The sequence below is a fragment of the Streptobacillus notomytis genome (assembly GCF_001902585.1).
In the GTDB taxonomy this organism is placed as follows: Bacteria; Fusobacteriota; Fusobacteriia; order Fusobacteriales; family Leptotrichiaceae; genus Streptobacillus; species Streptobacillus notomytis.
In genome coordinates this window covers 1-13,467 of sequence record NZ_LKKV01000071.1, presented here as the reverse complement: position 1 = coordinate 13,467, position 13,467 = coordinate 1, and the positions used below count along the sequence as shown (strand labels likewise).

The window sequence follows — 13,467 nt, the reverse complement described above, 5'->3', positions numbered from 1 at the left end:
ATTATTAAATCATAATAATTTGTATTTCGTGAAAATGTATTAATTCCCATAATCAATATTATAATAAAAATATTTATTATTTTTTTCATTTCTTTATATAATTTCCTTTCTTTGTTGTTTAATAAAACAAAAAATATTTTAGTTAGTATATCTAAAATACTCTCATTAAAATATTTATCAAAAATTAATTGTTTATTACAAAAATATATATTTTAAAAAAATAGAATATCTGTAAAATTTTCATAAAAATTATACCCCCCCCCCCACTGTTTTGTCAATAGTTTAAATTTATAAAATAAAAAATGATAATATTTTCCTATTTCAATTAAAAATTATAATCTATTTCCAAATTTAATTTTGTATTTAAATTTACTTTAACTATTACATTTAAGCCTTATATAACTCTTAACTTTATTCCTAATTTATAGTTTGAACTTATCCTATTTAATCCATTTCCAATCTTTTCTTATTATCTATTTTATCTAAATATTTACTATCAGGGTATAAATAGTGAAAATTGATATTATGATAAACTAAACTATATGACATACTTAATATCCCATATGTATTCATAATATAAAAGCCAGCATAATTATGTCTAACTAATTTTATATCTGGATTTTTACCTTTAAAAATATTCTTTTCTTCCTAGCTTATAATACCATCAAGCATGTTTGATATAGGATGTATTATTATCAGAACCAATCAAATTTGTAAGACCATACTTTTCTTTTATTTTTTCTTCTATATTTTTATTTAAAAATAATTCAAATATTGTTACTGGATTATCTTCTTCTCCCAATTATCTTGTTGTATTAATATTTGTTTCAATTAAACTTTCATTTCTGCTTAATTTAAATTTATCATTAATAACAGGTCTAACAATTTATTATGTATTATTTTATAATTTTATTTTGATTCAGTATTAAACTAATTGATCATTACTTATATTACTAAAACCATTCTAATTTATATTACTTTTTAAATAATTTATAACTTAATAACTAAAATAAAGATAACATAAATGTCATCTTTATTAGCTTTCTATATTTGATTTTAATGTTTTAATATCTTTTAGTAATTGATTACTAGGATCTTCTGTTTCCATAACCCTTATTTTTTCTAGTGCCTTAACTATTGAAGTATGATCTGAACCAAACATTTTACCTATTTCACCTAAAGTTATTTTTAATATATTAGTAAGTAAATATCTTGAAGCATCTCTTGCTCTAACTATTTCTGTTTTTCTACTCTTACCTAATATCTCAGATTTTTCTATGTTATAATAAACAGAAACTGTTTCAAGTATTTTCTCAGAAGTTATAGAGCTTTTTTTCTTAATTAGCTTCTTATTTAATTCATCAATTATCATCTTCTTATTAACCACTTCATTCATCAACTTAACTCTTGCAACTATAGTATTAACAAAACCTTCTAGTTCTCTAATATTAGTTTCTAACTCATCAGCTATAAAATACATCAATTCTTGATCCATTGGTATATTTTCTTTAGTGATTATAGTTTTAATTATTGAAATTCTTGATGTTTTATCTGGCATTTTAAGTTCTACTAAAGCCCCTGAAACTAATCTTGAAATTAATCTAGCCTCAACATTAGTTAATTCTTCTGGATATTTATCAGATATTAATATTATTGGCTTATTTGCCATATGTAATGTATTAAAGGCATTATAGAACTCTTTTTGTATCTTATCGTCACCCTTACCAAATATATTTTCAAAAAACTGTATATCATCTACTATTAACATATCTAAATCTGCATACTTGTCTTTAAAAGATATAGTTGTTCTTTCACTAAAGCTTTTAATTAATTCATTAGAAAATTCTGTAGATGTAGTATAAAATACTTTACTTTCGGGATTTTTTTCTATCATTTCATTACCTATAGCCTGAGCTAAATGAGTTTTTCCTAGTCCTGAATCTCCATATATCATAAGTGGGCTATTAGATAATTTCCCATCAAGTATAGCCATTCCTAATTTATATGCAAATAGGTTGTTATCACCTATTACATAATTATTAAAAGTAAACTTTTTATTAAGATTATTAAAAATTCTATCTTTTTTATTAGTATTATTAGAATTAAGAAAATCCTTAAAGTTTTTTTGAAGATCTATAGAAATTTCACCAAGCAAAGCTCCATAATGTTGACTGGCTTTTTTTTCTATTTCTGATTTTATATTCTCTATCTCTATGTATGACCTATAATCATCAATTTGTAATAATAAAGTTGAATTACTGAAATCTATAGCCCTTACACTATGATTAATATAATCAGAAAAAATAATCTGACTTTCTTCTAGAGTTTTTTTTAAAGCCTCCCATAATTTGCTTGGTTCTAACATAACATATATACCTTTGGAATAAATCCATACCTTTCCTCTTGTTCATAACACATCTTAGCACAAAAAAAAATCTATTTCAACTTTAAAAATCTAGGTTATGAAAGACTTATTCACATTGGCACATAAAACTTGAAACTACACTTTTAAAAGACTTAAATTACTTAGGCACAAAAAAATCTGAATTGTGAATAACTCAAAACACTCTATTTTACAACTTGTATCTTTTTTATTCACATATTTAAAATTTTGTAAAATTTTCCATTTTATTTGACATTTACATGTTTTTGTAATATAAAATGAATGTAGATCGTTTAAAAATACAAGTTATACACTTTTTCACATAGTTAGACACATTAACAAATCTAGTATTTATGATACTTTTAACTTATTCTCGTATTTTAAGGCACAATTTTAAATTAACCATTTTAAAATAATAACACTAACTTAATCACAAAAAATAGTTAGTTCTGAATAAATCAGGAATAGACTGTGAATAAAAATTAATCACAAATTTTTTTAAGTTAAACACAAGAAAAAATTCAATTTAATTCAGAGAAATAAAAGGTATTCACAAATTCAAAGCCCTAATAATGATAAAGAATATGAATATATATAAATATATATTATTTATTAATCAATAAAAATTCAAAAAAAACAAATATTTCTAATAATATATATTATCAATAAATTAATCATTTAAAATTAATAAAAATCAATAGAGAAATATAAAAAATAAATAGAAAAAAAAAAAAAAAAATGGTAAAATTAATTGACATTTTAAATAGAAAGAGGTGTAAAGTGAAATTAATAGTCGGATTAGGTAATCCTGGCAATGAATATGAAAACAATAGACACAACATTGGATTTATATATTTAGACAAATATTTAAAATCCAATAACATTTTAAATTTTAAAGAAAAATATAAAAGTTTGTACACTAAAGAAAATATTAAAAATGAAACTGTCTTTTTTCAAAAACCTCAAACATATATGAATTTAAGTGGTGAGGCCATTTACGAATTAATTTCTTTCTACAAAATAAATCCTAAAAAAGACTTAATTGTCATATACGATGATATGGATTTAAAAATTGGAGAAATAAAAATTAAAAACAAGGGAAAATCTGCAGGTCATAACGGGATAAAATCTATAATATCTCATATAGGAGATGAGTTTATAAGACTTAGGATAGGTATAGGAAAACCAAATAACAAGTCTGTAATATCCCATGTTTTAGGAAATTTTACTGAAGAGGAAAAAAATATTTTAAATAACTTAGATAAACATATATTTAAAATAATTAACTCCTTTATAAATGACAACAACATTGAAAGATTAATGTCTAAATATAATATAAAGAAAAAAGAAAACTCCAAAAATAATTTTAAGCTTAGAAAAGCTAAATTAGAAGATATGGAAAAAATACTAGAAATTAAAGAACTTGCAATAGAATATCAAAAAGAAATTGGATTAACTCAATGGTCTAATAATTATCCTTTAGAAAAAGATTTTAAAAATGATATAGAACTTAAGAGAGGATATATTTATGAAAAAGATAATCAAATCTATGCTTATGCTTCTTTAAATTATGATATAGATAATATGTATCTTAAAACATATGATGGAAATATTAATAATAACATTGATTATTCATCTATACACAGAGTTATGGTGAATAAAAATGAAATGAATAAAGGTATAGGGAAAGAATTTTTAGAAAAATTAATAAGAATCTCTACAAAAGATTCTAGATTCGTTGTAAGAATAGATACACATAAAGATAATATCGCAATGATAAAATTAATTGATAAATTAAATTTTAAATATATAGCTAAAGTTCATGCAAATGATGGAACTGAAAGAAATGTATTCGAATATACTTTAGGAGGAAATTAATGACACAAGTTATAAATTACAAAGAAATGATATTTACATTTTTAGGAGGATTAGGTTTATTTCTTTTCTGTATAAAATATATGGGAGAAGGATTACAATTAATGGCTGGAGAAAAGTTAAGATATATTTTAGATAAATATACAACTTCTCCATTTCTAGGTGTATTAGTTGGAGTATTCGTTACAGGTTTAATACAATCAAGCTCTGGAACATCAGTAATAACTATAGGATTAGTTGGAGCCGGATTACTTAATTTAAGACAGGCTATTGGAATCATAATGGGAGCTAATATAGGAACTACAATTACTGCTTTAATTATAGGATTTAATATTTCTCGTTATTCATTACCAATACTTTTTGCTGGGGTAGCCTTATTAACTTTCACTAATAGAAAAAGTATAAATAACATAGGAAGAGTAATATTTGGATTTGGAGGATTATTCTTTGCATTAAGTTTAATGTCTAAAGCTATGCATCCTTTAAGAAGTTTACCAGAATTTATAGACTTAACAGTAAATTTAAGTAAAAATTCACTATTAGGAGTATTTATAGGTACAACTCTTACTATGATAGTTCAATCTTCATCAGCAACTGTAGGGATATTACAAAATATCTATCAAGATAACTTAATTAATTTAAGAGCTGCATTACCAGTATTATTTGGTGATAATATAGGAACAACTATAACAGCTGTAATTGCAGTAATAGGAGCTAGTTCAGCAGCTAAAAGAATAGCTCTTTCACATGTATTATTTAATGTTATAGGAACAACTATATTCATGGTATTTTTAACTCCTTTCACATTACTTGTAGAAAGAATGAGTAAATTTTTACATCTTACTCCTAAATTAACTATAGGTTTTGCTCATGGAACATTTAATATTTTAAATACAATAATACTATTCCCATTCATAGGAGTTTTAGCATATATTGTTACTAAGGTTATTAAAGAAGATAAAATTGATGAAGAATACACAGTTAAATATCTTGATAGAGCGTTAATTCAAACACCTTCTATAGCACTTGGACAAGTAAAACAAGAAATGATATTAATGATAGAAGTTGCTTTAGAAAATTTAAAAAAATCTGTTGAATTTTTCCATACTCATGATGAAAAACTTGCAGAAGAAATAAAAAGAAGAGAAGAAGGAATTAATACATTAGATAGAGAAATAACTAAATATTTATCAGATCTTTCAAGAGAAAACTTAAGTGAAAAAGAAGGAGAAGAATTAGGAATATACTTAGATATGTGTAGAGATGTTGAAAGAATAGGAGATCATGCTGACGGTATATTACTTGATGTTGAATACGAAATAAGAAAAAGTTTAAAATTCTCAGAATATGCACATAATGAAATAAATAATATGTTACAAATATCAACAGAAATGATAGAATGTGCTATAGAAGCTATTAAACATGGAGATAAAGGAAAAGTATTTGAAGCATTAGATTTACATAATAGAGTGTATTCATATGAGAAAAAAATAAGAAAAAATCATATTAAGAGATTAAGTGCAGAAGAATGTGAAATTCATGCAGGTCTTTCATATATAGATTTAATATCACACTTTACAAGAGTATGTGATCATGCAAGAAATTTAGTAGAAAAAATATAGAAAGAGGATAAGAAATGAAATATAATATTGGAATGGAAAATACTAAAAACGGATTAGAAGCTATATTAGTTTATGAAAATGAAAAAGTAGATAATGTTGTTTTTAGCAAAATGAATGAAGTTGGACTTTTTTCAGGTAAAGAAAGTGAAATCTTAATCTATAGAGATTTAGAAGATAAAGAAAAAGTAGCATTAATAGGTTTAGGGAAAAAAGAAGAAATAACTATAGATAAAGTTAGAAAAATTTTCTACAAATTAGCTAAAGAAATGCAAGCAAAAAAAGAAGATGAAATAAAAGTATATATTCCTAAATTAAATGGTTTATGTACAAGAAGAACTTATAGTGCAGCACTTGAGGGTATGATACATGCAGAATACAAATTCGATAAATACAAATCTGAAAAAGTTAATTTAAAGGAAATTACAATTAACTTCTTCATAGATAATGAAAAAAGAGCAAAAGTTGAAAAAGAATTAGTTAAAATAACTAATACTATGGAAGGGGTATTCTTTACAAGAGATTTAGTAAATATGCCTGCTCAAGATCTATATCCTGAAACTTTAGCTAATTTTGCTAAAGAAAAATTAGAAAAAGTAGGGGTAAAAGTTACTGTATTAGAAGAAGCAGAAATAGAAAAAATAGGAATGAAAGCTTTCTTATCAGTAGCAAGAGGATCAGAAAATAGACCTAGATTTATAATAATGGAATATTTAAATAATAGTGAAAGTCAAGAAAAAATAGCTTTAGTAGGTAAAGGTATCACTTATGATACAGGAGGATATTCTATTAAACCAAATGATGGAATGAAAACTATGTTCTGTGATATGGGTGGAGCTGGAACTGTAATAGGAACTCTTTATGCATTAGCCAAAAATAATATTAAAACTAATGTTTATGGAGTAGTTGCTGCTTGTGAAAATTCTATTAGTGGTAATTCATACAAACCAGGTGATGTTATAGGGTCATTAGCTGGAAAAAGTATAGAAGTTGATAATACAGATGCAGAAGGAAGATTAACTCTTGCTGATGCTGTTTATTATTCTTCAGATGTATTAAAAGTTGATAAAATAATAGATCTTGCAACATTAACAGGTGCTTGTCTTGTAGCACTTAGCGAGTTCTATACTGGAAGTGTAACTAATAATCAAGACCTATTTAACGAAGTTCTTGAAGCATCTAAAAAAGCAGGAGAATCAATATGGCAATTACCTACTTCAGATGATTTTAGAGCTTTAAATAATTCTGTAGTAGCAGATATTAAAAATTCTGGAGGAAGAATGGGCGGAACTATTACTGCTGGGTTATTCATAGAAGCATTTGTTAATAAAACACCTTGGGTACACTTAGATATAGCTGGGACAGCATTTTTATCTAAAGCTAATGGATATTTACCATTAGGAGCAACAGGAGTTCATGTTAAAACTTTAGTTGAATTATTAGATAAGCATTGTGGTTGTAAATAAAGGAGAAATAAAGTGAAAAAAACTATTATTACTGTTGTAGGATTAGATAAAATAGGAATAATTGCAAAAATATGTATTGCATTATCAGAATTAGATATTAACATATTAGATATATCTCAATCTATACTTGAGGGATATTTTAATATGATAATGATAGTAGATGTTACTAAATCAAGTATAAGTCATAGTAAATTACAAGAAAGGCTAGATGTTATAGGAGAAGAGCTAAATATACAAATAAAGGCTCAAAAAGAAGAAATATTTCAATCTATGCATAGGGTGTAATAATGAATGTATTTGAGATAAAAGAAACAAATAAGATGATACAAGAGAATAATTTAGATGTCAGAACTATTACTTTAGGTATAAGTTTACTTGATTGTGTAAGTGATGACATAGATATATTTTGTGATAAAATATATAACAAAATATATAATATCGCTAAGGATTTAGTTAAAACAGGTGAAGAGATAAGTAAGGAATTTGGTATACCTATAGTTAATAAAAGGGTATCTATTACTCCTATATCTCTTGTAGCTGCAGGTTGTACTAAAACTATAGATGATTATGTTAAAATAGCTAAGTGTTTAGATGATGTTGCAGCTAAGGTAGGAATAGATTTCTTAGGAGGATATTCAGCCTTAGTTTCTAAAGGAATGACACCTAATGAAGAACTATTTATTAGATCTATACCAAGAGCTTTAAAAGAAACTAAATACCTATGTTCTTCTCTTAATCTTGGAAGTTCAAAAATAGGGCTTAATATGGACGCTGTAAAGCTTGTAGGAGAGATAATAAAGGAAATAGCTGATATAACACCAAATTCATTTGGCTGTGCAAAATTCGTGGTATTTTGTAATGCTCCTGATGATAATCCATTTATGGCTGGAGCTTTCCACGGAGTTAGTGAAATGGATTCAACAGTTCATGTTGGAGTAAGTGGACCAGGAGTAGTTGCAAGTGCAATTAAAGAAACTAAAGGTAAAAGTTTTGATGAATTATGTGAGATTATTAAGAAAATATCATTTAAAATTACAAGAATAGGACAACTTGTTGCTAATGTTGTTTCAAGTAGATTAAATATACCTTTTGGTATTATAGATTTATCACTTGCACCAACACCAGCTATAGGAGATTCTATAGGTGAGGTATTAGAATTTATGGGACTTGAAAGAGTTGGAGCTCCTGGAACTACTTGTGCGTTAGCTTTGTTAAACGATTCTATAAAAAAAGGTGGAGTAATGGCTAGCTCTCATGTTGGAGGATTAAGTGGAGCATTTATTCCTGTAAGTGAAGATGCAAATATGATAGAGGCAGCTAAAATAGGGGCTTTAAGTTTGGAAAAATTAGAGGCTATGACTTGTGTTTGTTCAGTTGGGCTTGATATGATTGCAGTTCCAGGAAATACGACAGCAGCAACTTTATCAGGAATTATAGCTGATGAAATGGCTATAGGAATGATAAATCAAAAAACGACAGCAGTAAGAATAATACCTGTTAAAGGTATGGTAGAGGGAGATATGGTAGAATTTGGAGGATTGCTTGGAAGAGCACCAATAATGAGAGTAAATCCATATAACTGTGAAGAATTTATTAATAGAGGTGGAAGAATACCAGCTCCTATACATAGTTTTAAAAATTAAAGTAGATATGAATTTATTGATAAGAAATTATTAATAGCAACACAATTAAAAAACCGAATATATTTTTAAGAATATATTCGGTTTTTTATTAAATTATTTATCTGTATTTAAAAATTTTGTTATTAATACTAATATCAAACCATTTAAAATAGAAAGAATTAAAAATATTATTATTTGGTAAAATATATTATATCCATAACTCAATATACCATGAATATTTAAAACAGTAATAACTCCAACAATCAATAATACAGTATTAACATTTGATTCTGTAAATTGTTTTATTAATTTTAATATTAATAATCCAATTAATCCAACTAAAACAGGTACTATTAAATATATTAATATTTTATATATATCACTTAAAGAATTAAAATCATAAAAAATTACATTTTCAACTATTCCCATTACAATAACTAATACTACAGAAACTAAAATACCCAAAATAAGTCTTTTTATATTTAATATACTCATATTATCAGTAATCTCATTTTTATTTATAAATTTCTATCAATTTATTTTTTATAATACTTGCAACATAAGCATAAACTCCAAGGGCTATTAATTGATGAATGTGACTTAATGTAGTTTTATCTAGTAAGTATATAACTAATCCTATACTTGCACCCAAAAGTAAACTTAAAAGTATATGGAAATATTTTTTAATCATTTTTATCTCCTCTCCACCATTCTTTTAAATCTTCTTCTACTTTATCTCCTGCTTCTGAGCCTATAATTGATCCAGCAACTCCACCTACTATTTTTCCTGTTAATCCAGTAGTTTTTATTTCAGATTCATCTATTTCATTTTTATTATTCAAGATAATTATTGAAGATATTTCTTGCATTTCTTCTACTTCATTTTCTTGAGAAAATCCTAAAAAAGGAACAAGTAATAAAGTTGCTAAAATTAATTTTTTTTTCATTATAATTACCTCTTTCTTTGTTTAGAATGTGCCACTCATTCTTATGTTTTTTTGAAATAATATGTGCACATATTATTTCTACAGTAATTATATCTTAATAATTTTCATTAGTCAAAAGTTTTTTTATCTTTGTTTGATTTAACATATATTAAAAAATACTTTTTATTCGATTATCCTTTAAAATAGAGCATTAACAGTAATTAATACATAAATACTTTTAGGTTAAATATTTATGATATATATAATAAAATTACACATGGTGAAACATTTTAAAAGAAATGGTAAACTTAGTATAATTTTTAGGCAAACTTTCTACATGAATTTCTGCATGATGTAATTTAACTATTTCTTTAACTAAAGATAAACCAAGTCCAAATCCTTGATTTTCACTCTTATTTCTAGATGTATTTTCCTGATAAAATCTATTAAATATATTAGATATATTCTTCTTAGAAATTCCCATACCATTATCAATAATTTCTAAAATAACCTTGTCATTTTTATTTAATAAATTAATATTAATACTATCTTTTGTAAATTTAACAGCATTACTTATTAAATTATCTAACATTCTTTCTAACATAATTTTATCACCTAATATTATAATATTCTCTTCAATATTTTTATAAACACTAATATTTTTTTCTTCAAAAATTATAGAGTTATCAATTAATGTGTGATTTACTAAATCAGATAAATTTAATTGAATTAATTCTAGATTAGAAATATTTTCAATTTTAGATAACATCATTATTTGTGTAATTAATTCAGACATTTTTTTTGATTGTCTTTTTATAACTTCAAAAGATTCCTTAGCCTCCTCTATATTATTTACATGTTCTAGAGAATAAGAACTTTCTGCAAGTATAACACTTATAGGAGTTTTTAATTCATGTGAAACATTTGAATTAAATTGTTTTTCTCGTATATATGAAGCTTCTATTGAATCAAGCATGGTATTAAAAGTTTTAGCCATTTTATGTATTTCATCACTACCTTCTTCAAGTTCTATACGTTTAGAAAAATCTTGACTTTCTGTAATATCTAATGCAGTCTTTGAAATCTGTTTAACAGGTTTAAATCCTCTTTTTAATATTTCTTTTCCACCTAAAACAACTATTAGAAAAAATATTGGAGAAAAAATTAAAAGAATTGCCATAGTTCTATCTCTATCTTGTGCAAGATGATTAATAGGATAAACTCCTCTTATCCAATAATTACTGTTCTTTATTTTACTATCATAGTAATAAAATTGATAATCTTTTTTTTCATATACTCTTATACTATTTTCTTCTAACTTTAATTTTAAATTAAATCCTAAAGGATATTTACCAGCAAGAATTTCACCTGAATGATCATAGTTTATATAAAATATCCCAGATTCAAAACTTTCAAATTTTTCTGGATATTTAGCAACATCATCAACATGTTTTTTTAATTGTTGTTTAGATACACTCATTCCTAAAGATGAAGAAAGTATTAATGTAAGAATTATACTTGATATCATTAGTAAAAGTATAAATGTACTATACCAAAGATTAACTTTTAAAGTTATTGGAATATGTCTTTGAAACTTAACACTCATCTTCTTTAACCACATAACCAAGCCCCTTTTTAGTAAATATTATTTGTTTAGAACCATCTAAATCAATTTTTTTTCTAATATTTTTAATCAGTACATCTATAACATTAGAACTGCCCTCATAATAGAAATCCCAAACATGATCTTTAATTTGCTCTCTACTTACTATTCTATCTTTACTTTGCATTAAATATTCTAAAACTTCATATTCTTTACCTGTTAGCTCTATATTTACACCATTACGAATAACAGTTTTTTTCATAGTGTCTAAAACTAAATCATGTATTTTAATTTCAGAGGATAAATTATCATATTTTCTTCTAATAATGGCTCTAATTCTAGCCATTAACTCTTCAAAATCAAAAGGTTTAGATAAATAATCATCAGCACCTAAATCAAGTCCTTTTACTTTATCTTCTACTTGATCTTTTGAAGTTAACATTAATACAGCTGTTTTGTTGTTCTTTTTTCTAATTTTTTCTAAAACTTCAAAACCATTTAATTTAGGTAGCATAACATCTAATATAGCTAAATCATAAGAAGCCTCATTTAAATTAAAAAGTGCCTCTTCACCATCAAATACTGAATCAACTATATATCCATTTTTATTAAGATACTTTTTAATAATATTATTTAAATCAACTTCATCTTCAACCAAAAGTATTTTCATATATTATCCTTTCATTTTTCTCAATTTTAACATAAATATGAAAAAAAGATAAGTTATACTTATCTTTCTTAACCAATATATATCTCTTCAAAACTCCTTATTTCAATTAACCAACCTTATTAATAAAATTTCAAAGTATATACAAGTATAATATAAATTGATGAACAAATATTTAGAAGTATGAGGATTATTATCTTGTATATGTATAAGCTACCACCCTTATTTTGAAATTTTCAACTCTCTTTTTAAGACCTATGTCTTACCACACCTTTATTATACACTTCTAAAATGAATAAAAAATGAATGAAAAACTATTTATTAAATTTTAATATATTTCCATTATGTGCATCTATGATAAATAACATTTCATTATGCCCATCTAAAAGATGAACTTCATATATCTTTTTACCTAATTTTTTATCTAAATATATTTCGGTATAGACAGGGTGTTTAATTAGTTTAGATATTATTATCTTAATATCATTAACCTTTAATATATCTAAATCAGTATCCTGTACTTTTTTTTCATAATCAATCTTAGTTGATAATATTTTTCCACTTATACCATCGATTTTAAATTTTGTTTTTGAATTTATATGTATAATTTCGACTTCCCATACAGGATGATCTTGAATATAATCAAGTTCTATAGAATGAACTTTACCATTTCCAACATAAGAAATAGCTTTACTTAAAGCTTCTTTTTTAGTAATTTTAACTTCTTGTTTACTTCCAAATATATTAAATCCAAATATCAAAAATATGGAAAATAAAGCTTTTTTCATTGCTATCTCCTTTCATAACTTGATATATAAAAATTATACTTATCTAATATGAATACAAAATGAATTTTAAATTATTATAGTGAAAATTAAAACCAAATATTAATGAATTTACTGGATAAAAATTAAATTGTAAACAATTTGTTAAAAAAATACATATATTATTAAAAAAACGATTGACAAAATATATGGGGGGGGGTATAATTTTTTACATAAATTAGTTTTTTAAAAAAAGTGGTATTAGTTAGGATAGTGAAATTAAAAATATTCGATGTTTTTAATACTATATATTTTTTACATTTAAAATAATAATTTTAGATTCTAATTAAAATATTTTTTTATTTTTAATATACAAATCTAAATAATAGTAAAGAAAGGAGGCTGATTATATAGTTTAATAATTAGCTATATATATAACATATGAGAAAAATACTAGGTAAATATAAATTTATGTATATTCTAACGTTAATTATGGGAATTAATATATTTTCTAATAACATAGATTATTATGATTTAATAAT

The 13,467-nt window shown here is 24.4% G+C and carries 13 protein-coding genes; 5 read left to right on the top strand and 8 right to left on the bottom strand.

The features are described from left to right. Window positions 1-664 precede the first annotated feature (664 nt). Window positions 665-802 (bottom strand): hypothetical protein, encoded by a 138-nt coding sequence (locus BUE91_RS07095; protein ID WP_180371201.1) that lies wholly within the window; start codon window positions 800-802, stop codon window positions 665-667. A 234-nt stretch (window positions 803-1,036) separates the two neighbouring features. Next, window positions 1,037-2,365 carry a chromosomal replication initiator protein DnaA gene (locus tag BUE91_RS02725; RefSeq protein ID WP_066900510.1) on the bottom strand — a complete coding sequence of 443 codons (1,329 nt, stop codon included), beginning with the start codon at window positions 2,363-2,365 and terminating at the stop codon, window positions 1,037-1,039. A gap of 798 nt (window positions 2,366-3,163) precedes the next feature. Here BUE91_RS02725 and pth point away from each other — a divergent pair. From pth to BUE91_RS02700, 5 genes are read left to right on the top strand one after another with little or no spacing between them, the layout of a single operon-like run. Further along, window positions 3,164-4,261, top strand: coding sequence for an aminoacyl-tRNA hydrolase (gene pth / locus BUE91_RS07550; RefSeq protein ID WP_073507876.1), 1,098 nt, complete (start codon window positions 3,164-3,166; stop codon window positions 4,259-4,261). Next, on the top strand, window positions 4,261-5,880 hold the full coding sequence (locus BUE91_RS02715; RefSeq protein WP_073507875.1) for a Na/Pi cotransporter family protein: 1,620 nt from the start codon (window positions 4,261-4,263) through the stop codon (window positions 5,878-5,880). The genes pth and BUE91_RS02715 overlap by 1 nt, the downstream gene beginning before the upstream one ends. 14 nt (window positions 5,881-5,894) lie before the next feature. Further along, on the top strand, window positions 5,895-7,343 hold the full coding sequence (locus BUE91_RS02710) for a leucyl aminopeptidase (protein WP_073507874.1): 1,449 nt from the start codon (window positions 5,895-5,897) through the stop codon (window positions 7,341-7,343). 12 nt (window positions 7,344-7,355) lie between these two features. Continuing rightward, entirely contained in the window at window positions 7,356-7,628 is a 273-nt protein-coding gene (locus tag BUE91_RS02705; RefSeq protein WP_066900517.1) for an ACT domain-containing protein, read from the top strand. Further along, window positions 7,628-8,986: a PFL family protein gene (locus tag BUE91_RS02700; RefSeq protein ID WP_066900519.1), complete on the top strand. Its 1,359-nt coding sequence runs from the start codon at window positions 7,628-7,630 to the stop codon at window positions 8,984-8,986. The genes BUE91_RS02705 and BUE91_RS02700 overlap by 1 nt, the downstream gene beginning before the upstream one ends. A gap of 93 nt (window positions 8,987-9,079) precedes the next feature. On the opposite strand, the gene BUE91_RS02695 is transcribed toward BUE91_RS02700, so the two are convergent. The 6 genes from BUE91_RS02695 to BUE91_RS02675 form a co-directional block, all read right to left on the bottom strand. Further along, on the bottom strand, window positions 9,080-9,460 hold the full coding sequence (locus BUE91_RS02695) for a hypothetical protein (RefSeq protein ID WP_066900521.1): 381 nt from the start codon (window positions 9,458-9,460) through the stop codon (window positions 9,080-9,082). 19 nt (window positions 9,461-9,479) lie between these two features. Beyond that, window positions 9,480-9,656 (bottom strand): hypothetical protein, encoded by a 177-nt coding sequence (locus tag BUE91_RS07090; RefSeq protein WP_156470620.1) that lies wholly within the window; start codon window positions 9,654-9,656, stop codon window positions 9,480-9,482. Beyond that, a complete protein-coding gene (locus tag BUE91_RS02690) occupies window positions 9,649-9,912 on the bottom strand; it encodes a hypothetical protein (protein WP_073507873.1) in 264 nt (87 codons plus the stop codon). Before BUE91_RS02690 ends, BUE91_RS07090 begins: the two co-directional genes overlap by 8 nt. A gap of 250 nt (window positions 9,913-10,162) precedes the next feature. Beyond that, window positions 10,163-11,512, bottom strand: coding sequence for a sensor histidine kinase (locus BUE91_RS02685; protein WP_073507872.1), 1,350 nt, complete (start codon window positions 11,510-11,512; stop codon window positions 10,163-10,165). Further along, on the bottom strand, window positions 11,487-12,164 hold the full coding sequence (locus BUE91_RS02680) for a response regulator transcription factor (RefSeq protein WP_066900528.1): 678 nt from the start codon (window positions 12,162-12,164) through the stop codon (window positions 11,487-11,489). Before BUE91_RS02680 ends, BUE91_RS02685 begins: the two co-directional genes overlap by 26 nt. A 311-nt stretch (window positions 12,165-12,475) precedes the next feature. Beyond that, window positions 12,476-12,949 carry a PepSY domain-containing protein gene (locus BUE91_RS02675; RefSeq protein ID WP_073507871.1) on the bottom strand — a complete coding sequence of 158 codons (474 nt, stop codon included), beginning with the start codon at window positions 12,947-12,949 and terminating at the stop codon, window positions 12,476-12,478. Between the last annotated feature and the right edge of the window lie 518 nt (window positions 12,950-13,467).